Raw genomic sequence first — 23,065 nt, forward strand, 5'->3', positions numbered from 1 at the left:
TGCGCTGCCAGCCGCAGGTAATGGGCGCGTGCCTCGACCAGATGCGCCACGCGGCGCAGGTGCTGCTCGTGGAAGCGAACGCCGTCTCCGACAATCCGCTGATCTTCCCGGACACCGGCGAAGTGCTCTCGGGCGGCAACTTCCACGCCGAGCCGGTAGCGTTCGCCGCCGACAACCTGGCGCTTGCCGCCGCTGAAATCGGCGCGCTGGCCGAACGCCGTATCGCACTGCTGATCGACGCGACGCTCTCGGGCCTGCCGCCGTTCCTCGTGAAGGATGGCGGTGTGAACTCGGGCTTCATGATCGCGCACGTGACGGCGGCCGCGCTCGCCTCGGAAAACAAGACGCTCGCGCATCCGGCTTCGGTCGACTCGCTGCCCACGTCGGCGAACCAGGAGGACCACGTATCCATGGCGACCTTCGCCGCGCGCAAGCTTGCCGACATCGCGGACAACACGGCGAACATCCTCGCGATCGAGTTGCTCGCCGCCGCCCAGGGCGTGGACCTGCGCGCGCCGCACCAGACGAGCCCGGCGCTCGCGCACGTGATGCAGACAGTACGCAGCGAGGTGCCGCATTACGACCTCGACCGCTATTTCGCCCCGGACATCGCGGCCATGACGCGTCTCGTGCAGAACGGCGTGATTGCGGCGCACAGCCCGCTGGCGTTCGAGTCCGAAGCCGCAGCGTGATGGTCGCCGCCATGAAGCAGGCGACGAGGCAACGCGCCGCGCACTTGCCGGGTCATGGTGCCTGAGCGATGAACGCACCCGCGTACCAGGGCATCAAGGACTTCATCCTCACGCGCATCGATGCGGGCGAGTGGAGGGAGGGCGACCAGGTGCCTTCGGAGAACGAACTGGCGCGCGAGTTCAAGGTCGCGCGCATGACCGTGAACCGCGCGCTGCGCGAGCTGACTGCCGAGCAGGTGCTCACGCGCGTGCAGGGCGCGGGCACCTTCGTCGCACGGCCGAAATACGAGTCGACGCTCGTGGCCATCCGCAGTATCTCGGACGAAATTCTCGCGCGTGGCCACCGCTATCGCGCCGAGGTGCTGGAGATCGGCGTGCTGCCCGCCGACGCGGCGCTCGCGGTCGAAACCGGCCTTGCCATGAACGACAGGCTGTACTACTCGCGCGTGCTCCACTTCGAGAACGACGTGGCCGTGCAACTGGAGGAGCGCTGGGTCAATCCAGCGGCGGCGCCCGAGTATGCCGGCCAGGACTTCACGCACATCACGCCGAACCAGTACCTCATGCGCGAGGCGCCGCTGCAGCGCGTGGAGTACCGCATCGAGGCGCTGGTGCCCGACGGCGAAACGCGCACCCGCCTCGCGATGGGCGAGTCCGAGCCCTGCCTCGTGCTGCACCGGCGCACGTGGTCGCGCGGACTGGTGGCGTCGGTGGCGGATCTCTGGCATCCCGGCAGCCGCTACCGGTTCACCGGGCATTTCTAGCCCGGCCGTCGCGCCGCGGCGTTTTTTCCGTCTTTGCGCATTTTCCGTCCCGCTTTCCAGCCTATAAAGCGTGGCATCTTCCTCTTTCTCCGTTTTCCGTGTTTTGCCCCCCCCGGGCACGCAGGTTGCGCGCGGCCTCCTGGAGCGACTAACCTTCAGTCACTGGTCCGGCCGGTCACGCCGGGCCGCACGGCGCGCGTGCGAGAGAGGGAGCGCACGGCTCGCGTGCGAGAGAAGGAACGCACGGCCCGCGTGCGAGAGAGGGAGGATTCGAGCGATGGAAGATACCGGCGCAACGCTCACGCCCATATGGCGTGCGAATCTCGCGCTGCTGACCCGTGAAGTGGGCGCGGCCACGCGGCTTGCGCGAATGATGACGTTTTCCGCCAGTTACATGAAGCTGATCCTGTCGGGACAGCGCGATTTCAGCGGCGAGTTCGTGCGCGGCGTCGAAGCCGTCACGGGCTTGCCCGAGGGATGGATGGACGTGCCGCACGGCGCCGACGAGGTGCCGGAAGTCGCCCGCGAGGCTATCGGCAACGAGACGCCGCACGCCCGTTTTCGCGGCACGGCGCATCCCGTGCGCAAGCCGCCGGTGCTGCGCGCCGAGCCGATCTTCGGCCAGAAGGCGGCGCAGCGGGGCGACGAGCGCGCGGCCGCCGGCCAGCAGCAGGCCGGACGCATGGCGGGCCTGCGCAAGATGCGCGATCTGGCCGCGCAGGACGTGCGCAAGCTCGAACGCTATCTGGGCGCGCCGCCCGTCGAGCCGGCCGTGCTGCGCGCGCGCATCGAGGAAGTGATCGCGGTGATCGAGGCCGACGAGCGCGTGCGCGCCGATCTCGCCGGGCGTCTCGAACAGATCGAAAAGCATCGCGAACTGCTGCTGCGTCACGTGACGAAGCTTTACGCCTTGCTCGTGCGGCTCGGCGAGGATCCGGGAGGCAACCGGCCCTAGCGGTCCTGGGCGCGCACGCCATCCATGCCGTCCACGCTGTCCACGCGCAGTTCGGCGAGGATCTGCCGATGTGCTACAAAGGCAGACATCGCTACCGTTCCCGTGAGGTTGTCTTGCACCTGCGCGCCGCGGCCTTTGCGCTCTGTCTGCTGCTGGCGGGAGGGGCCGCGTATGCCCAGCCGCCGGGCAGCACCGGGCCCGCTCCCACGCCCGGGTCGGCGGAACCTGCCGCCGATGCTGCGGACGTCGCGCCCGCCACGCTCGAGCGCGACGTCCACTTGTTCATCGTGCAAAAGGACGGCTCGGTCGTCGAGCGGGACGACTCGACGATGCGCGCGAACACGACGGCGGGCGTCGACCAGGTGGCGCAGCGCTACGTCTGGTTCAATAAGGATATCGAAACGATTACCGCGCTTTCGGCCGAAACCGTCGATCCGGACGGCACGGCGCATCCGGTTGGCCCCGAGGGCATGCGCGACGTGCAGGAGTCGCGCTCGGCCGGTGCGCCGACCTTCGAGGACGGCGTGCTGCGCACGGTCATCTTCCCCGGCGTGCAGCCGGGCTCGCGCGTGCGCCTCGTCTTCGGCAAGCGGCGCGCGAGGCCGCTGCAGGCGGGCACGTTCTCGTATTTCGTCGAGCCGACGGGCGAGCCCGTGGAATTCCAGCGCCTCGTCTTCGACCTGCCGGCCGACGTGCCACTCTACGCCGACGCGCGCGGCTACGTCGCGCTCCCGCCGGTCACGTCGAACGGGCGCACCCGCTATACGTTCGATTACCGGCACGGAGCCTATGCGCCGCTGGAACCCGGCGCGGTCGCCTATGTGAACTGGGGCGATCGCCTGATGGTTTCGACGGTGCCGGACTTCACGGCCTTCGCCGCGCGTTACCGCGACGCGGCGGCCGACCCCAGCGCGACCGACCCGTCCGTCGCGGCGCTGGCCGCTGCGCTGACGGCGGGCGCGGGCGACGAACGCGAGAAGGCGCGGCGCCTCTACGACTGGGTGCGCTTCAATATCCGCTACGTGGCGCTGTTTCTCGGCGAGACCGAGGCGGTGCCGCATCGCGTAGTGGACATCCTGCGCAACCGTTACGGCGACTGCAAGGACCACGTCGCGGTCTTCACGGCGTTGCTCGCGGCGGCGGGCATACGTTCGGAGGCGGCGCTGCTCAATCTCGGCCCGGTCTATTCGCTGCCCGACGTGCCGGGGTATGGCGCCGATGCGATCAATCACGTGATTACCTGGTTGCCGGACCTTGGCCTTTTTGCGGATACGACCGCGGGCGGGGTCGCGTTCGGCTATCTGCCGGCGGGCGTGATGGACCGTCCGGCGCTGCTCGTGGACGACGGCGTGCTCGTGCGCACGCCCGCGACGCAGTTGCGCGCGCGCAGCGCGAAGCTCGCCGTCGAGGTGGGGCGCGACGGCGACGCCGGGTATCGCTATTACGTCGAGGACGAAGGCGCGGGGGCGGAGCCCGAGCGCAACACGTTTCGCCGCTCGACGCGCCAGACGGCGCAGCAGTTGGCTGCGCAGCGCTTGCGGGCAACAGGCCTTTCCGGCACGGCCCGCATCGGGACCGGACCGCTCGACGCGACGTTTGGCCCGTTTGCGACCACCATCACGGGCACCCTCGATCACGTTGTCTGGCCCGATGGCACGACGGCGCTGCCCGCGCTATCGAGCCTCTCGGGCGGCATCGCCACCCAGGTGGACTACTGGCTCGCCCAGCCGCGCAGAACGCAGCCCTGGGCCTGCGTCGGCGGGGATTTCGACGAAGCGGGGCAGATCGTGCTGCCGGCGACCGTGCGCGTGACCGACGTGCCGGAAGACGTGAGCGTGACGGGCGGCCCGCTCGCCTATACGGCGCATTACCTGTTCGATCCGGGTTCGCGCACGGTGCAGGTCGTGCGCCGTCTTTCGGCGCACTTCGGCCATCAGATGTGCTCGGTCGCCGAGTTCGAGCAGATGCGCGATACGCTGTTGCGCATCGAGCGCGATACGCATGCGCAGATCGTCGTGCGCGCGCGGGACGGCGGGGCGGGGGCCTAACCGCCCTGGGTCGTTACCGGCACCCAGACGCCTTTCTTCACGAGATAAAGCGTGGACGCGCCATTGCGCAGCGAGCCGTCGCGCTCGAAGGCGACATGGCCGGTGACGCCGTCGAAGGCGATCATCTTCAGCGCGCTGCGGTACACGTCGGGCTGTGCCGACCTGGCGAGGACCATGGCATGGATCGCCGCCCACGCGGCATCGTAGCCGAAGGGCGCATAGGCGAGCACGTCGGTGCCGTAGCGGCTCCGGTATTTCTGGGCGAAACGCGGGCCGTCGGGTAACTGCGCGAGCGGCCGGCCGTACTCCCATGACATCGCGCCTTCGGCCGCGGCGCCCGCGTCCTGGATGAAGGCCGAGTTGACCACGCCGCCGCCGCCCACGAACTGCGGCGTCATGCCCAGGGTTTTCATCTGCCGGACGATGGCGGCCGCCTGGTGCGCGAGGCCGCCGAAGTAGACGAGGTCGGCGTCGGTGCGTCGAATCCTTGCGAGCTGCGTCGCGAAGTCGTCGGTATTGCTGGTCGCGAATTCGCGCGCGACGACATTGCCGCCATGCGCGCGCACGGTGCGCTCGAACACGTCGGCCTCGCCCTGACCGAAGGCGCTGCGGTCGTCGATGATGGCGATACGCTTGACCTTCATCGTGTCGACGGCCCATGCGCCCGCAATGCCCGCGTTCTGCGCATCGTTCGAGATCACCATGAACACGTTCGCAAAGCCCTGCGAGGTAAGCGTGGGATTGGTGGCGGCGGGATCGATCATCGGAATGCCCGCGGTCTCGTAGATGCGCGAAGCGGGAATCGCCGTGCCCGAGTTGAAGTGGCCGACCACGGCCGAAACGCCCAGGTTCACGAACTGCGCCGCGGCTTGCATGCCGAGGCGCGGATCGCCCTGGTCGTCGAGCGGCACGAGTTCGAAGTGCGCGGTCTGGTCGCCGATCTTGATACCCTGCGCGTTCGCCTCGTCGAGCGCGAGCTGCACGCCGTTCTCGAGGTCGTGGCCGTAGTTCGCATCGTCGCCTGTCAGTGGCGCGACGAAGCCGATGCGTACGGTGAGCGGCGTAGCCGCGAGGGCGTTGGATATCGCGCCGGGGGCCGTGATCCCTACCGCGACGGATACCGCGGTCGATACCAGGCCGGCGACCACGGCCGCGAGCAGGGTAGCGGCGAGAGTCGGCGGGGCCAGCGGTCTCATCGTGACTCCTTGCGCCGCGAAGGCGCGGTGTGCCCGCACAGGCAGGCCGAACGCCGCGCGGCGCTCAATGGCCGCCCTGCATCTCCAGCAGCGTTTCGCGCAGTTGCATGAGCGGCGCCTTCGTTGCTGCGTCGGCCCAGTCTTCGAGGTCGTCGAGCGCGCGATTGCAGCCGTCGAGCACCACGTCGAGATCGACCGCCACGCCGTTGGCGAGCGCGAAGCGCAGCGTTTCTTCAAACCGCTCGCACTCGTCCTCGCCATAGGCGATGTCGAGGTTGTCGGCGATCGTCTGCGCGATGTCGCTGCGGGCGCGGTCTTCTTCGTCCACGAAATCGATGATGCCGCGCGCCACCTCGGGCGCGTGATAGAGCGCGATGTCGAGCCATTGGGCGGCGTCGAAGTCGCTCTCGTGGCTCTGCGTTTCGAAGTACTCGATCGCTTCCTGTTCGTGCGTTTCGCCGGCGTCGACGGCCAGACAAAGCTGTTCGAAATACTCTTCCTGTTCGCTGCGGATCGGATGGGACATCGGCCATTCTCTTCAATCAATCTGCGCAACGTGCGCGGCCCGCATTATAGGCTGCGCCGGACGTCCTTTCGGGGCATTTCAGGGGGCATCCGCCGCCCAGGCGTCGAACCATTCGCGCGGCCGCGCAATCTGGTCCTGCGCGGCGACGATCTCCAGCTCGTAGCGGCCGGCGTCCCACGTCGCCTTCACGACGGCGTTCACGGCCGCGAGCGTGTGCTCGAAAGCGGGGCGCAGGGTGTCGCCCAGCATCTGCCGCGCGACGAACACGGCGCTCGTCACGTCGCCCACGCCCACGGGCTGGCGCGCGAACGGGTAGAGCGGGCGCTGCGCGACCCATGCTTCGCGCTCGGTCACGACGAGCATGTTGAAGCGGTCGGCGGGGCTGTTGCGGTCCAGCAGATGCTTGACGAGGATCACCTTCGGGCCGCGGCGCAGCAACTGGCGGCACGCCGCGACGGCTTCCTCGACGGTTTCGATCTCGCGGCCCACAAGCCGCTGCAGCTCGCCGTGGTTCGGCATCATCGCGTCGGCCACCCCGGGCATGTGCTTGACAAGAAACTCTTCGATGCCGGGCTCCACGCGGCAGCCGTTGGCCGTGCCCATCACCGGGTCGCAGAAGTAGCGCGCATGCGGATTGGCGGCTTTCACGACGCGCACGATATCGATCACGGCCTCGGCCTGCTCCGGCGTGCCGAGGTAGCCCGAGAGCACGGCGTCGCAGCGCGGCAGCACGCCGATCGCGCCCATGCCCTCCACGAGTTCGACCATCTGCCCGGGGGCGATGGCGCTGCCGGTCCAGTGGCCGTACTGCGTGTGATTGGAGAACTGCACGGTGTCGAGCGGCCAGACATTCACGCCGAGCCGCCGCATCGGGAACACGGCCGCGCTGTTGCCGGCGTGGCCGAACACGACGTGGGACTGGATGCTCAAGACGTTTTTCATGGATCGATCCGCGGTTTCTTATGGCGTCGGGCTGGGTCCGGCGGGATACGGGGCGGGGCATGGGGCAGGGGCATGGGGCGCGCCTCCGCGTGCTCGCACGTGCCCGTGAGGGCGCTGCAGCAACGATAACCGAATTCGGTTCCCCCGGTCGATCACCGCGCGTAGGCGGTGTTGCGCGAAATCGCCAGTCTGCGGGGCGTGCGGGCCCGTCAGGCCAGCTCGCGATAGAGCGCCATGTAGCGCTGTGCGGAGGCGGCCCAGCCGAAGTCCTGCTCCATGCCGCGGCGGCGCGTCTCGCGCCAGTCGCGGCTTCGCGCATAGAGCGCGAAGGCGCGGCGGATCGCGGCCGCCAGCGCGTCGGGCTCGAAGCGCTCGAACACGAAGCCGGTTGCGAGGCCGTCGGCGAGGTTTTCGAGCGAGGCGTCCACGACCGTGTCCGCGAGGCCGCCCACGCGATGCACGAGCGGCAGTGCGCCGTAGGCGAGCGCGTAGAGCTGGGTGAGCCCGCAGGGCTCGAAGCGCGACGGCACGGCCATCACGTCGGCGCCCGCGACGATCGCGTGCGCGAGCGTCTCGTCGAAGCCGAGCTCGACGGCGACGGCATCGGGGTGCTGGCGCGCCGCGCGCGTATAGCCTTGTTCCAGACTCGCGTCGCCGGTGCCGAGCACCACGATCTGGCCGCCGCGCGAGACGATCTCGGGCAGGGCGGCGAGCAGCAGGTCGAGGCCTTTTTGCTCGGTCAGGCGGCTCACCACGCCGAACACGGGTGCGTCGTGCTTCTGCGCGAGCTTCATGCGCACCTGCAGCTCCGCCTTGCAGCGCAGCTTGCCGCTCATGCGCGTGGCCGAGTAGCGTGCCGCGATCGCAGCATCGCTGGCGGGATTCCAGACGGCATAGTCCACCCCGTTGAGGATGCCGACAAGGTCGTGCGCCCGGCCGCGCAGGAGTGCTTCGAGTCCGCCGCCCTGGGCGACGGTCTGGATCTCGCGCGCATAGGTGGGGCTCACGGTCGTGATCTTGTCGGCGTAGTAGAGCCCCGCCTTCAGGAACGAGAGCTGGCCGTAGAACTCCACGCCATGCATGTCGAAGAAGTCCGCCGGCAGGCCGAGGCTGGCGAACTGCTGCGCGGGAAAGATGCCTTGATAGGCGAGGTTGTGAATCGTGAACACCGAGCGCGCCGGCGCCGCCTCGGGCGCAAGGCCGCGCGCGAGCGCCGCCGCCCGCAGGTAGGCCGGCGCGAGGCCCGCATGCCAGTCGTGCGCCTGCACGACACGCGGCGCCCAGTCCGGATCGGCGTGCTGCGCGAGCTGCGCGGCCGCCCAGCCGAGCAGCGCGAAACGCTGGGCGTTGTCGCCCCAGGGAACGTGTTCGCCGTCCAGATACGGGTTGCCGGGCCGTGAGTAGAAGTCGTCGGCGCGGATCATGTAGACGGGCAGGCCGTTCTCCGGCAGGCGTCCCAGTTCCAGTGTCGCTTCGCGGGCGCCGAAGGTGCGGCCAAGGCGCGCGACGGGCCGCAGATCGGCGAGGCCCGCCGCGACCGGCACGAAGCCTGGCAGGAGGAGGCGCGCATCGGCGCCTTGCTCGATCAGCGCAGCCGGCAGCGCGGCCGTCACGTCGGCGAGGCCGCCCGTCTTCAGGAGCGGATAGAGTTCGCTGGCTACATGCAGGACGCGGATGGTCATCGCTCGGGGAACCTCAGGGTGTTGGTCAGCCGTGCACGCGCTCCAGCGCCTCGCGCGTGACGAGCACGACGCCGTTTTCGGTCCGGTAGAAGCGCTCGCCGTCGCGCACCGGGTCTTCGCCGATCACGGTGCCGTCGGGGATCTCGCAGCCGCGGTCCACCACGACCTTGCGCAGGCGGCAGCTCGTGCCCACCGTGACCTGCGGCAACAAGACTGCCTCGGCAATGTTGCAGAAAGACTTCACGACGACATTCGAGGAGAGCACCGAGCGCGAAAGCTGCGATCCCGAGATGACGCTGCCGCCGCAGACGATGAGATTCGTGCCGGAGCCCTGCAGGCCGTTGAGGTCGCGCACGAACTTGGCGGGCGGCAACTGCTCCTGGTAGGTCCAGATGGGCCAGTTGCGGTCGTAGAGGTCGAGCGCGGGGATGGTCGAGGCGAGGTCGAGATTGGCGGCCCAGTAGGCGTCGATCGTGCCCACGTCGCGCCAGTAGGGCTCGGCGGACGGGTCCGAGGTGACGCACGAGAGGCTGAACGGATGGGCGACCGCGAGCCCTTCCGTGACCACGCGCGGAATGATGTCCTTGCCGAAGTCGTGGTCGGTCGCGGACATGGCGATATTTTCTTCGAGCAGCTTGATGAGGTAGGCCGTGTCGAACACATAGATGCCCATGCTGGCGAGGGCGACGTCGGGGTGCCCCGGCATGGCGGGCGGATCGTCGGGTTTCTCGACGAAGCCGATCACGCGGCGCGACTCGTCCACGGCCATCACGCCGAACGCGCGCGCGTCGAGCCGGGGCACCTCGATGCAGCCTACCGTGCACTCGGCGCCGCTTGCCGCGTGGTCGGCCACCATGCGCGTGTAGTCCATCTTGTAGATGTGGTCGCCGGCCAGCACGACCACGTACTTCGGCGAGATCGAGCGGATGATGTCGAGGTTCTGGTAGACGGCGTCGGCCGTGCCGCGGTACCAGTGCGCGCCTTCCACGCGCTGCTGCGCGGGCCACAGGTCGAGGAACTCGTTGAACTCGCCGCGCAGGAAACCCCAGCCGCGCTGCAGATGGCGCAACAGCGAGTGCGCCTTGTACTGAGTGACGACGGCGATGCGCCGTATGCCCGAATTCAGGCAGTTGGAGAGGGCGAAGTCGATGATGCGGTATTTGCCGCCGAAGTGGACGGCCGGTTTGACGCGCTTGTTCGTGAGCGGGCCGAGCCGCGTACCGCGCCCGCCCGCGAGCACGATGGCAAGCGTGGTGCGCTGCAGATCGTTGAGGGTTGCCGGAGTTTCCATGAATGTCTCCATGTCTCTTTGTTTTGCCCCCCGAAAGGGCCGGCCCGGCGCATGGTTTATGAGGTTTGTGACTGCTTGCGCGGCCGGCGTTCTCGTTCGCCTGCATAGACTGTTCTAGCACCGAATCGCGCGCAGTGCGAATGTGGTGCGAATCGCCGCGCGTGCGCGGGTGCAGCAAATGGGCCGTGCGGAGGAGGGGCAGCGTGGCGGCGAGCGTGCCGCATCGCGGCTAGAATCGGCGGCTGGCGTGCTGGCGTGCTGGCGTGCTGGCGTGCTGGCCTGCCCGCGCCGTGTTGACCGATTCGAAGACCGACTGCCTCCCTCGCTCATGATCTTGACCCTCACCCGCAAGCTTTCCCTCTTCGCCATCGCCTGCTGCGCCGCCGCGCTATGCCAAACCGCGCGGGCCGGCGACGAGCCGGCCTTCGGGCCGGAGCTGCAGGGCTTTGCCTACCCGTATACGGTGCAGGACTTCGCGTTCACGTCGCAGGGCCAGGCGTTGCACATGGCCTACATGGACGTGCATCCGGCCACGCCCAACGGCCGCACGGTCGTGCTGCTGCATGGCAAGAACTTTTGCGGCGCGACGTGGGAGCAGACGATCGGCGAGCTCGCGGCCGCCGGCTACCGCGTGATCGCGCCCGACCAGATCGGTTTCTGCAAGTCGAGCAAGCCCGTCGCCTACCAGTTCAGCTTCCAGCAGCTCGCACGCAATACGCATGCGTTGCTCGCTTCGCTCGGCGTCGGGCGGGCGACGATCATCGGCCATTCGACGGGCGGCATGCTGGCGGTGCGCTACGCGCTGATGTACCCGCAGGAGACCGAGCAGCTCGTGCTCGTGAACCCGATCGGCCTCGAAGACTGGAAGGCGCTGGGCGTGCCCGCGCTCTCCGTCGACGACTGGTACGGCCGCGAGCTGAAGACTACCGCCGAAGGCATCCGCCGCTACGAACAGGCCACGTACTACGCGGGACAGTGGCGCCCCGCGTACGAGCCCTGGGTGCAGATGCTGGCGGGCATGTACCGCGGTCCGGGCAAGGCGCAGGTGGCGTGGGATTCGGCGCTGCTCTACGACATGATCTACACGCAGCCGGTGGTCTACGAGTTCGGCCAGTTGCGCATGCCCACGCTGCTTCTCATCGGCGACAAGGACACGACGGCCATCGGCAAGGACGTCGCGCCGCCCGAGGTGCGCGCGAAGATCGGCCACTATCCGGCGCTGGCGAAGGCGGCGCAGCGGGCGATACCGCATGCCACGCTGGTCGAGTTTCCGGATCTGGGCCATGCGCCGCAGATGCAGGACCCGCAGGCTTTCCATGCGGCCTTGCTCGAAGGGCTCGCCGCGTTGCCCGAGCAGCACTGAACGTCGTGCCGGGGGAGGCGGCTGCACGCCCCCGGGCGCTTACTGCGCTGCCGAGAGCGCCTCGCGCACTTCGGCGGCGATCTCGAACGAGCGCAGCCGCGCCGCGTGATCGTACATCTGCGCCGTGACGATGAGCTCGTCCGCGGCGGTCTGCTCGATGACCGAGGCGAGCTGGGCTCGCACGGTCTCGGGCGAGCCCACCGCCGAACAGGCGAGCGCGTGCGCGACGCCCGCGAGTTCGAATTCGGTGGCCTGGATCTTCGTCACGGGCGGCGGCAACTGCCCCGGCGTGCCGCGCCGCAGGTTCACGAACTGCTGCTTGAGCGACGTGAAGAGAAAGCGGGCTTCGTCGTCGGTATCGGCGGCGAAGACATTGACGCCCACGATCGCGTGCGGCCGCGCCAATTGGGCCGAGGGACGGAACTGCGAGCGGTAGACCCGGAGCGCGGTGAGCAGGTGATCGGGGGCGAAATGCGAGGCGAAGGCGAACGGCAGGCCCATGGCCGCCGCCATCTGCGCGCCGAACAGGCTCGATCCGAGGATGTAGAGCGGCACATTCAGCCCCGCCCCGGGCACCGCGCGCACGCGCTGACCCTCCACCGGCGCGGCGAAGTAGCGCTGCAGCTCGGCGACGTCGTCGGGGAACGCATCGGCGCTCGACTGAAGGTCGCGCCGCAGCGCGCGGGCCGTCGTCTGGTCGGTGCCCGGCGCGCGGCCGAGCCCGAGGTCGATGCGGCCCGGATACAACGATTCCAGCGTGCCGAACTGTTCGGCGATCACGAGCGGCGCGTGATTGGGCAGCATGATCCCGCCCGAGCCCACGCGGATCGTTCGCGTGCCGCCCGCCACGTGACCGATCACGACCGAGGTCGCCGCGCTGGCGATGCCCGTCATGTTGTGATGCTCGGCGAGCCAGTAGCGGCGGTAGCCGAGGCGTTCCGCGTGGCGGGCGAGGTCGAGCGTGTTGCGCAGGGCGACGCCGGCGTCGGAACCGGCCGGAACGGGGGAAAGATCGAGAACCGAGAAAGGGATCATGGCGCGTTGGAGGGGGCGGATGGGCTGCAAGCCGGGTGCAAGGTGGGGCCATTGTGCCCATGCGCGCGGCTTTCTGCTGGCGGCGAACCCGAATCCCTGGCGGCCGTGGGGCTATGCCGGCAAGCCTTTGCGGAGCGGCGGAACCGGGATGCATTGCGATATGCATTCTTTTAATCTGCTAAATGCTGACATAAACCTTTAATTCGCTTTCATTAAATTGCGATTGCGTTTTGCTTACCGGGTATTTCGAAACGTAAATCGTGAAGGCAAGCCGCTAAATGCCTGAAATAATGACGGTTCCCGCATTGTCGGAGAGGGCGAAAAGCAGTGTTGCAGTTCGGTTCAAGCAGTTTCAGGAACGAACTGTTACAATTTTACGCGTTCAGGCGGTTGTGCAGTGAAACCGAATGAGCGTCAGTTATTGTCGAAAATGATGCAGCCGGGTTTTGTGCCGCATCATGTCGCGTGGCATTCAGGGTTGATCTTCTGGCGAGGAATCTGCGCTGCAGTTACGATGCGCGGTTGCCATTTTTCCGAACTTCATGGTTGTGCAAATGTTACGAGGCGATCCGGCCGGGCAGGCCGTCGCAGGGATCGGCGCCGGCGCCCGGCAGTCGTGCCGGCAGTTGCGTGCGCGGCGCGGCGCCTCGCCGGAGGTGAGGGCATGACGACGTCGCTCCCGCTGGCCTCCTGGTTCGTCGTCGCGCTGTGCTGCGTGGTCGCGTTTTACGCGGTCTGCGCGGCGCTGACCATGCCGCGTCTTGGTTCGGCCTCGCTCGTGCGCGAGGCGGCGCGGCGCGCGCGCGCGCGCCGGCCTTCCGGCGTGAGCGTGCTCAAGCCGCTGTGCGGCGCCGAACCCCGTCTGTACGAAAACCTCGCCACCTTCTGCGAGCAGCGTCATCCGCGCTTTCAACTGCTGTTCGGCGTCTCGTCGCCCGCCGATCCGGCCATCGCCGTCGTGCAGCGCCTGCAGGCGGCGTATCCGCATTGCGACATCGAACTCGTGATCGACGCGCGCGTCTACGGCAGCAATCTCAAGGTCAGCAACCTGATGAACCTTGCGGCGCGCTCGCGTTACGACGCGCTGATCGTCGCGGACAGCGACATCGCCGTCGAGCCCGACTATCTGGATATCGTCACGGCGCCGCTCGCCGATCCGAAAGTCGGCGTCGTGACCTGCCTTTACCATGCACGCAGCGTCGGCGGCTTCTGGCCGCGTGTGGGCGCGCTCTTCATCAACGAGTGGTTCGCACCCTCGGTGCGCGTCGCGCACACCACGGGCTCGCGCGCGTTCGGTTTCGGCGCGACGCTCGCGCTCTCGCGCGCCACGCTCGAGCGCATTGGCGGCTTCGCGGCGCTCAAGGACTGCCTCGCCGACGACTACATGCTTGCCCGCTACGCGCGCGACCACGGGCTCGCCACGGTGCTCGCGCCGGTCGTGGTCGAAACCGACGTCGTCGAGCCCACTTTCGGTGCGCTCTGGCTGCGCGAAACGCGCTGGCTGCGCACGATCCGCTCGGTCAATCCGGCGGGTTTCGCCTCGCTCCTCATCACTTTCACGTCGCCGTGGCTCCTGCTGGGCGGCGTGTTGTGCGCGCTGCTTGCCTTGGGTGGCCTGCCGATCGGCGCGGGGCTCGCGGGCAGCAGCAGTTCCGCGGCCATACTGGCGGTGCTCGGCGCGAGCACCGCAGGCGGTATCATCGCGCGTGCGCTGTTGCATGCGCGGGGCAGCGCCAGTTGGCGCGTGTTCTGGCGCGATTTACCGCTCGTGCCCTTGCGCGACGGGCTGCTCGCGCTGCAGTGGCTTGCGGCGGCATTCGGCTCGCACGTCGTCTGGCGCGGCGTGCGCGTGCCGGTGGCCAATCCCGAGGCGGGCGAGCCAGGCGTGGGCGCCTCGGCGCGCCGGCCGGCCGTGGAGGTGTCCGATGGCCGCTGAGTTCGAGACTGGGTTCGAGATTGATGGCGCGGGCCGCGAGGGCGGCGCGCGCGACGATTTGTTCATGTTCATTACTTTTTTGCCCGATACAACCCGGGTTGCCGGAGCACTCATCTCATGAAAACGCTGTTTCTGCAGGCCCCGTCCTATGACGGCTTCGACGGTGGCGCCGGTTCGCGCTACCAGGCAAAGCGCGAGATCCGCTCGTTCTGGTATCCGACGTGGCTTGCGCAGCCCGCGGCACTCGTGCCCGACAGCCGCGTGCTGGATGCGCCCGCCGACGGCCTCTCCGTCGAAGCAACGCTCAAGATCGCCGACGACTACGACCTCATCATCATCCACACGAGCACGCCGTCGTTCCCGACCGACGCGCTCTTCGCCGAGGACCTGAAGAAGCGCAAGCCGTCGCTGCTCGTCGGCATGGTGGGGGCCAAGGTGATGGTCGATCCGCACAACTCGCTCACCGCGAGCGAGGCGATCGATTTCGTTTGCCGCGAGGAATTCGACTACACGTGCAAGGAAATCGCCGAAGGCAAGCCGTTCCCCGAGATCAAGGGTTTGAGCTGGCGCGCGAAGGACGGCTCGATCGAGCACAACGAAGCGCGTCCGATCCTCGAGAACATGGACGAACTGCCGTTCGTGGCGCCCATCTACAAGCGCGACCTGAAGATCGACAACTACTTCATCGGCTACCTGAACTTCCCGTACGTCTCGATCTACACGGGTCGCGGTTGCAAGTCGCGCTGCACGTTCTGCCTGTGGCCGCAGACGGTCAGCGGCCACCGCTACCGCACGCGTTCGGTCGAGAACGTGCTTGCGGAAGCGAAGTGGATTCGCGACAACATGCCGGAAGTCAAGGAACTGATGTTCGACGACGACACCTTCACCGACGACCTGCCGCGCGCCGAAGCCATCGCGATCGGTCTGGGCAAGCTCGGCATGACGTGGTCGTGCAACGCCAAGGCCAACGTGCCGTACAAGACGCTCAAGGTCATGAAGGAAAACGGCCTGCGCCTGCTGCTCGTGGGTTTCGAGTCGGGCGACGACCAGATTCTCGTGAACATCAAGAAGGGCGTGCGCACGGACTTCGCGCGCCGCTTCAGCGCGGACTGCAAGAAGCTCGGCATCAAGATCCACGGCACCTTCATCCTGGGCCTGCCGGGCGAAACGCAAGAGACCATCAAGAAGACGATCGAGTACGCGAAGGAAATCAATCCGCACACGATCCAGGTCTCGCTCGCCGCGCCCTATCCGGGCACGACGCTCTACAAGCAGGCTGTCGAGAACGGCTGGATGGAAGAGAACAAGACCATCAATCTCGTGAGCAAGGAAGGCGTGCAGCTCGCGGCGATCGGCTATGCGCATCTGTCGCGCGACGAGATCTATCACCATCTCGAACAGTTCTATCGCCAGTTCTATTTCCGCCCGTCGAAGATCTGGGAAATCGTGCGCGAAATGCTCACGAGCTGGGACATGATGAAGCGCCGCCTGCGCGAAGGCGTGGAGTTCTTCCGCTTCCTGCGCGCCCACGAGGCATGATGGACCGGCCGCCCCGCCACAGTGGGCAAGACCGGCGCGCGCTCATCTTCACCGCCGACGACTTTGGCCTGCACGAGCGGGTCAATGTCGCGGTCGAGCGTGCGCATCGCGAGGGGGTGCTCGATGCCGCGAGCCTGATGGTGGCCGCGCCCGCGGCCGCCGGCGCCGTGGCGTGCGCGCGGCGCCTGCCATCCTTGCGCGTGGGGCTGCATCTGGTGCTGGCCGACGGAGCGGCGATGCTGCCGCGCACGCAGATTCCCGCACTCGTCGATCGGGAAGGGCGCTTCGGCCAGAACATGGCGCTGGACGGCGTGCGCTTTTTCTTCCTGCCGCACGTGCGTGCGCAACTCGCGAAGGAGATTCGCGCGCAGTTCGAAGCGTTCGCGGCGACCGGGCTCGCGCTCGATCACGTGAACACGCACAAGCACTTCCATCTGCATCCCACCGTGCTCTCGCTGATCCTTTCGATCGGCCGCGAGTTTGGCCTGCGTGCCGTGCGCCTGCCGCTGGAGGCCGGCGCGCCCCTCGCGCTCAAGCCCTGGCTCGCGCTCGTGCGCGCCCGCCTCGCGCGCGCGGGCATTGCGCACAACGACTTCGTGGTGGGCATCGCGAAGACGGGCGCGATGGACGAGGCGGTGCTGCTCGACGCCATCGCGAACCTGCCCGAAGCGGGCGTGGGCGAAATCTACTGCCATCCGGCCATCGCGGCTGAAACGGGCGAGGGCGCCATTACGCCTTCCATGCAGACCTATCGCCACGCCGACGAACTGGCGGCCTTGATGTCGCCGCGCGTTGCGCAGGCGCTCGCGGCGGCCCGCGTGCGTCATGGCGGTTTTACGGATGTGTTCTACGGCGGCGAGGCGCAGGCCGGCGCCCACGCGCTCGCGCGGGAGCCGCAGCCGTCATGAAGTGGCTTCAGTGGCTGGGCCTGCCCGTCGGCATCGCGGTTCTGATCGCGCTCGCGATCCACGACGGCGCGCACGACATCGTGCATGCCGTCGGCGTAGCGGGTCCGGCGCTGCTCTGGCTCGTACCGTTTCACGCGCTGCCGCTTTTGCTCGATGCACACGCGTGGCGTTTGCTGCTCGGCAAGCGTCTGCCGCTCGGTTTCCTCTGGTGGATTGCCACCGTGCGCGAGGCCGTCAGTCGCCTCCTGCCCGTGATGGGCGTGGGTGGCGAGGTCGTCGGCATACGGCTGGCGCGCTGGCGCATGCGCGACGGCAGCTTCGTTACCGCCTCGGTGATCGTGGAAGTACTCATCACTATCGCCGTGCAGTACGCGTTCTCGGCGCTCGGCCTCGTGCTGATCGTCGCCGCAACCGGCAACGGCGGGTCGCTCCACACCATCACCACGATCGGCCTTGCGCTCGTGCTCACGATGCCGTTCCCCGTGATCGCCGTCCTCATGCTGCGGCGCGGCGGCGTGTTCCACAAGATCGAGCGCTGGGCCGCCCGCATGTTCGGCGCCGGGCATCCGCTCGTGATCGGCATCGACGGCCAGCAGCTCGACCGCGATCTGGACGCGCTGATGTCTCGCACGGGCCTGATGTTCCGCACTTTTAGCTGGCAGTTGGCCGGCTATATGCTGGGCGCCTTCGAGACCTGGTGGGCGCTGCGGCTTCTGGGTTTTCCGGTGTCGGTCGAGGGGGCGCTCGCTATCGAAGCGCTGACCCAGGCCGTGCGCCACGCGGCCTTCATGGTGCCGGCGGGGCTCGGTATCCAGGAGGCCGCCGTGGTGCTGCTCGCGCAACTCTTCGGCGTGGGCCCCGATGTGGCGTTTTCGCTCGCGCTCGTCAAGCGGATGCGCGAAGTGGTGTTTGGCTGCCTTGCGCTGCTTTCCTGGCAGGGCGCGGAGATCGTGCGCACGCGCCGCTTTCCTGGCCGTGGCGCAGTGTTCGAGCAGGCGAACGACGTCACGGCGCGTGGCACGGTTCGTTCCGGGCAGCACGAAGAGGTTCGCTAAAGGGTACATTGAGGGTACATTGGCGAAATCCTCCGACAAGGCGCGCCTTTCTCCGGTGCGCCTGCGGACCGTTCGTTATCCCGATTCGCAGGACCATGAAACTCAACTTGCAGGCGAGCCGGTTCGCTTTCGCCGCGCTCGCCGTGGCGGCGATGCTTGCGCTCACCGGCTGTAACGACCGCCAGACCGATTCCATGTGGCAGACGCTCAAAGCCTTCTTCGATTCGGTGAAGCCTGATGTGCTGCTGCTCAAGGGCCTCACCCCGGGCGTCTCGACGCTCGATGACGTGCGCCGCCAGATGGGCAGGCCCGAGACCGAGCGCCTCTTCGACAACGGCTCGCGCCGCCTCGAATACCCGCGTGGCCCGCAGGGCCTGAACACCTACATGGTGGACATCGGACCGAACGGACGGCTCGTCGCGATCACTCAGGTCCTCACGGCCGGGAACTTCGCGAAGATCCGCCTCGGCATGTCCGAGGACGAGGTGCGGCAACTGCTCGGCAAGCCCGGGCAGATCGCGGCGTTCCGCCTCAAGAAAGAGACCGTGTGGAGCTGGAAATGGCTCGAAGGCGGAGTCGAGCGGGAGGCGTTCTTCAATGTGCACTTCGGACCGGACGGCCGGGTCGTGACGACCTCGCGCTCGGACGTGAACCGCGGGCACTGAGCGGCGGGAGGCCAGAATCATGCAGCGACGGCGTACTCCTCGTATCGGGCTCGTGCTAGGCGGCGGCGCAGCACGCGGCTGGGCGCATATCGGCGCGATCCGCGCGCTCGAGGAAGCCGGCATCAAGCCCGATGTCGTGTGCGGCACGTCGATCGGCGCGCTGGTTGGCGCGGTTTATGCGAACGGCGATCTCGACTGGCTGGAGGAATGGGTCGGCAAGCTCACGTGGCAGACCGTGGTGCGGCTGCTCGACCTGCGCTTTTCGGGCGGCCTGCTTGGTGGACGCAAGGTGATCGACGTCTTCGCGAACAAGTTCAACGGGTGTGGCATCGAGGAACTGGCGCTGCCGTTCACGGCGATTGCCACCGAACTCGATACCGGCCGCGAGGTATGGCTGCGCGACGGCGCCGTAGCCGAGGCGGTGCGCGCCTCGATTGCGATTCCCGGTCTTTTCACGCCGATCTGGCACGACGGCGTATGGCTCGTGGACGGGGGGCTCAGCAACCCGGTCCCGGTTTCCGCCGCGCGCGCGATGCGCGCCGACTGCGTGATCGCCGTCGACCTCAATCACGACCTCCTGAACGGCCGCGATCTGGGCGGCATGATCGATACCGTGCCGCGCGAGGTTCCTGTGGCGGCCGCCGGTATGCCGCCAGCGAGCGAGGGGGAGGAGGGTCACGAGGCCGATCAAGAGTCGGAACCGCCAGAAGAGGCTGGCCCGCCGTTGGTCCTGCGCCGCAACGGCAAGCCCTTCCCGCGCTGGCTCCAGCCTTCGGCGACGGCCGGCAGCGACGACGTGCGTCTCGCGCCGCCGCCCAGCGCGCGCGTGCCGTCGTTGCTGAGTTCGATTGCGCAGAGCATCGACATCATGCAGGTGCGCATCACGAGGAGCCGTCTCGCGGGCGAGCCCGCCGACGTGCTGATCCAGCCGCGCCTTGGCGGCATGGGCATTTTCGACTTTCACCGCGCGGCGCCTGCCATCGCGGAAGGGCGCGCGGCCGTGCAGTACATGCTGCCGGCGATACGCGCGCAGTTGGGGATGGAGTAAAGCGCGGCGCCTGGGGCGCGCCTCGGGCGTCTCGCCGCTACAGATTTAGAATGCCGGCGACGGCAAACCGGGCTGCTTCCAGTTCTTCTTCTGTCGCCGCCTCGCCCCGGTGACGCCAGATTCGTCCCCTCAGGGACAGCGTGGTGATTTGATCCGCCATCGCGACGCACGGCCTGCTGAGGCCGCTGATCGGGATTTCCGATTCCCAGCCGTGAATGGTGCTGGTAATGGGCAGCCCGATGAAGCGGCTTGTCAGTTCGTTGAATTCGGCGGCCGTGAGCACGAGGGCCGGCCGGTAGCCGTCCTGCTCATTGCCTGCGCCCGGCCCCACGTTGAGCCAAACAATATCGCCTGCATCGGGTGTTCCGTTCTTCATGCGTTCTCACCATGGGTCAAAACGCGTCGGGTCATCGGGACCACCGATTTCGGAGCCCTGCGGTTCGCCGAAGTCGACGAGCGGATGCTGCGCCAGCCGCTTCTCGCGCAATTGCTGCAGATACCGCTCGCGCGAAAAGCGCCGGATTGCCGTATGAGGGCGAATCGTGAGCACACCGTCTTCGACTTCCATTTCGATCTCCTGGCCTTCGGCAAACGCCAGCTTTGCGGCAACGCTGGCCGGGATTCGCACCGCAAGGCTATTTCCCCAACGCTTGAGGGTCTGAATAGACATTTAACATCTCCTTGGGTTTGTCCACCAATCTGCCGAACGGCCTGCCAATACGATGTATCGACGCGTTGATACATGCTGGATCGTACTCTGCCGGCACTCTTGTGTCAACGCGTTGATACATTGCCTGCGGAACGTCCGCGACGGCCCAGCCAGCGCGCGAGGTGCGCCGCACGGCCTATCGAAAAAACGCCTCCAAACTTGCGAAAACGCTCCGCCCGGCGGAGCGGCGTCGCTTCGGCTTTCAATTTCATCGCGCCCGCGAAGACAGGGGCTGCTGTGGCCGCCGGCCCGCATGAGGCAGCGGATGCTGCACTGCAATATTTCAGGTGCCGACGATTGAGCGATCCTTTTTGCCCTGCGACGATCCGCGCACATTCTCCCGGCGCCGCGCACGGCGTGGCCGCCGGGGGAAGCCGACAACGATTTCCCCGGAGACGCGCGTGTTCCTCTACGGCTTTGGCCCGATTCTCCTCGCCGGCACGATCCAGACCGTCGAGCTTTCGCTGCTCTCGCTCGGCGTGGCCGTGCTGCTGGGCCTGATCGGCGCGGCGGCGAAGCTCTCGCCCAACCGGGCGCTCTCGGCGGCGGCGACCGCCTATACCACGCTGATCCGTTCGGTGCCGGACCTCGTGCTGATGCTGCTGCTGTTCTACAGCATCCAGATTGGCGTGAACGAGGCCACCGACGCGCTCGGCATGGCGCAGATCGACATCGACCCGTTCGTGGCCGGCGTGCTGACGCTCGGCTTCATCTACGGCGCGTATTTCACCGAAACCTTCCGGGGCGCCTTCCTCGCCGTGCCGCGCGGCCAACTGGAAGCGGGCTACGCCTACGGCATGAGCGGTGCGCGCGTGTTCGCACGCGTCCTGTTTCCGCAGATGATGCGCTTCGCGCTGCCGGGCATCGGCAACAACTGGCAGGTGCTCGTGAAGGCGACGGCGCTCGTTTCGATCATCGGCCTCGCCGACGTCGTGAAGGCCGCCCAGGACGCGGGCCGCAGCACCTTCAATCTGTTTTTCTTCCTCCTCGTGGCCGCCGCGATCTACCTGGCGATCACGACCGTCTCGAACTTCGCGCTGATCTGGCTCGAACGCCGCTATTCGGCGGGCGTGCGTCACGCGCAACTCTGACGAGCGGGGACCACGCCTCATGAACGAGATCATTCAGCAGTTCGGCAAGGCCTTTCTCTACTGGGACGGCGAACATGTTTCGGGCCTCGCGATGACGCTGTGGCTGCTCGTCGTTTCCGTCGGGTTCGGCTTCGTGTTCTCGGTGCCGCTCGCGGTGGCGCGCGTATCGAAGCGCCGCTGGCTCTCGGTGCCCGTGCGCTTCTACACCTATGTATTCCGCGGCACGCCGCTCTATGTGCAGTTGCTGCTCATCTATACGGGCGTGTACAGTCTCGCCTTCGTGCGCGCCGAGCCGCTGCTCGACGCGTTTTTCCGCAGCGGCCTGAACTGCGCGATCCTCGCGTTCGCGCTCAACACCTGCGCGTACACGACCGAGATTTTCGCCGGCGCGATCCGCGCGACCTCGCACGGCGAGGTGGAAGCCGCGCGTGCCTACGGCATGAGTCCGTTCACGCTGTACTGGCGCGTCGTGCTGCCCTCGGCGCTGCGCCGCGCGCTGCCGCTGTACAGTAACGAAGTGATTCTGATGCTGCATGCCACGACCGTCGCCTTCACCGCCACGGTACCCGACATCCTGAAGGTCGCGCGCGACGCCAACTCGGCAACGTACCGCTCGTTCGAGTCGTTCGGCTTCGCGGCGCTCATCTACTGTGCGGTATCGTTCGTGCTGGTGGCCGCGTTCCGCCGTGCCGAACGCCGCTGGCTCGGCTATCTCGCCGTGCGCAAGCACTGACGCGCTGCTCCACATAGCCCCGAGCCCCACCGGAATCAAGAAGGAGACCCATCTTGTCCCAGACGACGCAAAATGCGCAAAACGTGCAGAACGCAGCCCGCTCCGCGACCGAGGCGAGCACGAGCAAACTGATCGCGCGCGACATCCACAAGCGCTATGGCGACCACGAGGTGCTCAAGGGCGTTTCGCTCGATGCGAAGAAGGGCGACGTGATCAGCATTATCGGCGCGAGCGGCTCGGGCAAGAGCACGTTCCTGCGCTGCATCAATTTCCTCGAGAAGCCGAACGCCGGCGAGATCGTGGTGGACGGCGAGGCCGTGCGCACGAAGGCGGGCCGTGGCGGCGACCTCGAAGTGGCCGATCACAGGCAGCTTCAGCGCATTCGCACGAAGCTCGCAATGGTGTTCCAGCATTTCAATCTCTGGTCGCACATGAACGTGATCGAGAACGTGATCGAGGCGCCCGTGCATGTGCTGGGTGTGCCGCGCCGCGAGGCCGAGGAGCGTGCGCGCGAATACCTCGAAAAAGTGGGTCTCGCGCCGCGCGTGGAGAAGCAGTATCCGTCGCATCTTTCGGGTGGCCAGCAGCAGCGTGTGGCGATTGCGCGCGCGCTGGCGATGCGCCCGGACGTCATGCTGTTCGACGAGCCCACCTCGGCGCTCGACCCCGAACTCGTGGGCGAAGTGCTGAAGGTGATGCAGAAGCTCGCGGAGGAAGGCCGCACCATGATCGTCGTCACGCACGAGATGGGCTTCGCGCGCAACGTCTCGAATCATGTGATGTTCCTGCACCAGGGCCGCACGGAAGAAGAGGGCGCGCCTGCCGACGTGCTCGGCAGCCCGAAGAGCGAACGGCTGCGCCAGTTCCTCTCGGGCAGCCTGAAGTAA

At 67.4% G+C, this 23,065-nt stretch carries 23 protein-coding genes; 15 read left to right on the plus strand and 8 right to left on the minus strand.

The features are described 5' to 3' along the window. The 4 genes from V8683_RS01780 to V8683_RS01795 all read left to right on the plus strand — a co-directional run. A partial coding sequence (locus V8683_RS01780) for an aromatic amino acid lyase (protein ID WP_462880603.1) occupies nt 1-692 on the plus strand: 692 nt, incomplete at its 5' end. 68 nt (nt 693-760) lie between these two features. Then, nucleotides 761-1,456, plus strand: coding sequence for a histidine utilization repressor (gene hutC, locus V8683_RS01785; protein ID WP_411189126.1), 696 nt, complete (start codon nt 761-763; stop codon nt 1,454-1,456). Between the two features lie 277 nt (nt 1,457-1,733). Next, nucleotides 1,734-2,411, plus strand: coding sequence for a hypothetical protein (locus tag V8683_RS01790; RefSeq protein WP_411189127.1), 678 nt, complete (start codon nt 1,734-1,736; stop codon nt 2,409-2,411). A gap of 68 nt (nt 2,412-2,479) precedes the next feature. Continuing rightward, complete coding sequence (locus V8683_RS01795; RefSeq protein ID WP_411189128.1) at nt 2,480-4,459, plus strand: DUF3857 domain-containing transglutaminase family protein; 1,980 nt, start codon at nt 2,480-2,482, stop codon at nt 4,457-4,459. Here the strand turns inward: V8683_RS01795 and V8683_RS01800 are convergent. From V8683_RS01800 to glgC, 5 genes are all read right to left on the minus strand, one after another. After that, a complete protein-coding gene (locus V8683_RS01800) occupies nt 4,456-5,655 on the minus strand; it encodes a branched-chain amino acid ABC transporter substrate-binding protein (RefSeq protein ID WP_411189129.1) in 1,200 nt (399 codons plus the stop codon). The two genes, V8683_RS01795 and V8683_RS01800, sit on opposite strands and share 4 nt — an antisense overlap. A gap of 64 nt (nt 5,656-5,719) precedes the next feature. Then, nucleotides 5,720-6,181, minus strand: coding sequence for a hypothetical protein (locus tag V8683_RS01805; protein WP_411189130.1), 462 nt, complete (start codon nt 6,179-6,181; stop codon nt 5,720-5,722). Between the two features lie 78 nt (nt 6,182-6,259). Further along, nucleotides 6,260-7,123 (minus strand): pyridoxal kinase PdxY, encoded by an 864-nt coding sequence (gene pdxY, locus V8683_RS01810; RefSeq protein WP_411189131.1) that lies wholly within the window; start codon nt 7,121-7,123, stop codon nt 6,260-6,262. A 209-nt stretch (nt 7,124-7,332) separates the two neighbouring features. Then, entirely contained in the window at nt 7,333-8,805 is a 1,473-nt protein-coding gene (glgA, locus tag V8683_RS01815; RefSeq protein ID WP_411189132.1) for a glycogen synthase GlgA, read from the minus strand. Nucleotides 8,806-8,830: 25 nt separating this feature from the next. Beyond that, nucleotides 8,831-10,096 carry a glucose-1-phosphate adenylyltransferase gene (glgC, locus tag V8683_RS01820; protein WP_411189133.1) on the minus strand — a complete coding sequence of 422 codons (1,266 nt, stop codon included), beginning with the start codon at nt 10,094-10,096 and terminating at the stop codon, nt 8,831-8,833. Between the two features lie 328 nt (nt 10,097-10,424). Between glgC and V8683_RS01825 the strand changes: the two genes are divergently transcribed. Then, nucleotides 10,425-11,459 (plus strand): alpha/beta fold hydrolase, encoded by a 1,035-nt coding sequence (locus tag V8683_RS01825; RefSeq protein ID WP_411189134.1) that lies wholly within the window; start codon nt 10,425-10,427, stop codon nt 11,457-11,459. A 39-nt stretch (nt 11,460-11,498) separates the two neighbouring features. Here the strand turns inward: V8683_RS01825 and V8683_RS01830 are convergent, their stop codons facing one another. Continuing rightward, nucleotides 11,499-12,494: an LLM class flavin-dependent oxidoreductase gene (locus V8683_RS01830; protein WP_411189135.1), complete on the minus strand. Its 996-nt coding sequence runs from the start codon at nt 12,492-12,494 to the stop codon at nt 11,499-11,501. A 664-nt stretch (nt 12,495-13,158) separates the two neighbouring features. Here V8683_RS01830 and hpnI point away from each other — a divergent pair. The 7 genes from hpnI (at nt 13,159) to V8683_RS01865 (ending at nt 19,645) form a co-directional block, all read left to right on the plus strand. Then, nucleotides 13,159-14,430 (plus strand): bacteriohopanetetrol glucosamine biosynthesis glycosyltransferase HpnI, encoded by a 1,272-nt coding sequence (gene hpnI / locus V8683_RS01835; protein ID WP_411189136.1) that lies wholly within the window; start codon nt 13,159-13,161, stop codon nt 14,428-14,430. Continuing rightward, on the plus strand, nt 14,420-14,551 hold the full coding sequence (locus V8683_RS01840; RefSeq protein WP_411189137.1) for a hypothetical protein: 132 nt from the start codon (nt 14,420-14,422) through the stop codon (nt 14,549-14,551). Before hpnI ends, V8683_RS01840 begins: the two co-directional genes overlap by 11 nt. Beyond that, on the plus strand, nt 14,548-15,969 hold the full coding sequence (gene hpnJ / locus V8683_RS01845) for a hopanoid biosynthesis associated radical SAM protein HpnJ (protein ID WP_411189138.1): 1,422 nt from the start codon (nt 14,548-14,550) through the stop codon (nt 15,967-15,969). Before V8683_RS01840 ends, hpnJ begins: the two co-directional genes overlap by 4 nt. Then, nucleotides 15,969-16,877 carry a hopanoid biosynthesis-associated protein HpnK gene (gene hpnK, locus V8683_RS01850; protein WP_411189139.1) on the plus strand — a complete coding sequence of 303 codons (909 nt, stop codon included), beginning with the start codon at nt 15,969-15,971 and terminating at the stop codon, nt 16,875-16,877. Before hpnJ ends, hpnK begins: the two co-directional genes overlap by 1 nt. Next, nucleotides 16,874-17,932 (plus strand): lysylphosphatidylglycerol synthase domain-containing protein, encoded by a 1,059-nt coding sequence (locus V8683_RS01855; protein ID WP_411189140.1) that lies wholly within the window; start codon nt 16,874-16,876, stop codon nt 17,930-17,932. Before hpnK ends, V8683_RS01855 begins: the two co-directional genes overlap by 4 nt. Nucleotides 17,933-18,027: 95 nt before the next feature. Then, nucleotides 18,028-18,597 (plus strand): hypothetical protein, encoded by a 570-nt coding sequence (locus tag V8683_RS01860; RefSeq protein WP_411189141.1) that lies wholly within the window; start codon nt 18,028-18,030, stop codon nt 18,595-18,597. Between the two features lie 16 nt (nt 18,598-18,613). Continuing rightward, a complete protein-coding gene (locus V8683_RS01865) occupies nt 18,614-19,645 on the plus strand; it encodes a patatin-like phospholipase family protein (protein WP_411190519.1) in 1,032 nt (343 codons plus the stop codon). Nucleotides 19,646-19,682: 37 nt separating this feature from the next. Here the strand turns inward: V8683_RS01865 and V8683_RS01870 are convergent, their stop codons facing one another. Further along, nucleotides 19,683-20,021, minus strand: a complete 339-nt coding sequence (locus tag V8683_RS01870) for a type II toxin-antitoxin system PemK/MazF family toxin (protein ID WP_411189142.1) — start codon at nt 20,019-20,021, stop codon at nt 19,683-19,685. A 6-nt stretch (nt 20,022-20,027) separates the two neighbouring features. Continuing rightward, nucleotides 20,028-20,315: an AbrB/MazE/SpoVT family DNA-binding domain-containing protein gene (locus tag V8683_RS01875; RefSeq protein WP_027796462.1), complete on the minus strand. Its 288-nt coding sequence runs from the start codon at nt 20,313-20,315 to the stop codon at nt 20,028-20,030. Between the two features lie 440 nt (nt 20,316-20,755). Between V8683_RS01875 and V8683_RS01880 the strand changes: the two genes are divergently transcribed. The 3 genes from V8683_RS01880 to V8683_RS01890 all read left to right on the plus strand — a co-directional run bounded on the left by V8683_RS01880 (nt 20,756) and on the right by V8683_RS01890 (nt 23,065). Then, the gene (locus tag V8683_RS01880) at nt 20,756-21,445 is read left to right on the plus strand and encodes an ABC transporter permease (protein ID WP_411189143.1); all 690 of its coding nucleotides are present in this window, start codon (nt 20,756-20,758) and stop codon (nt 21,443-21,445) included. Between the two features lie 19 nt (nt 21,446-21,464). Further along, a complete protein-coding gene (locus V8683_RS01885; RefSeq protein WP_411189144.1) occupies nt 21,465-22,178 on the plus strand; it encodes an ABC transporter permease in 714 nt (237 codons plus the stop codon). 83 nt (nt 22,179-22,261) lie between these two features. Further along, entirely contained in the window at nt 22,262-23,065 is an 804-nt protein-coding gene (locus V8683_RS01890; RefSeq protein ID WP_411190520.1) for an ABC transporter ATP-binding protein, read from the plus strand.

This window comes from Paraburkholderia sp. AV2, assembly GCF_054968425.1.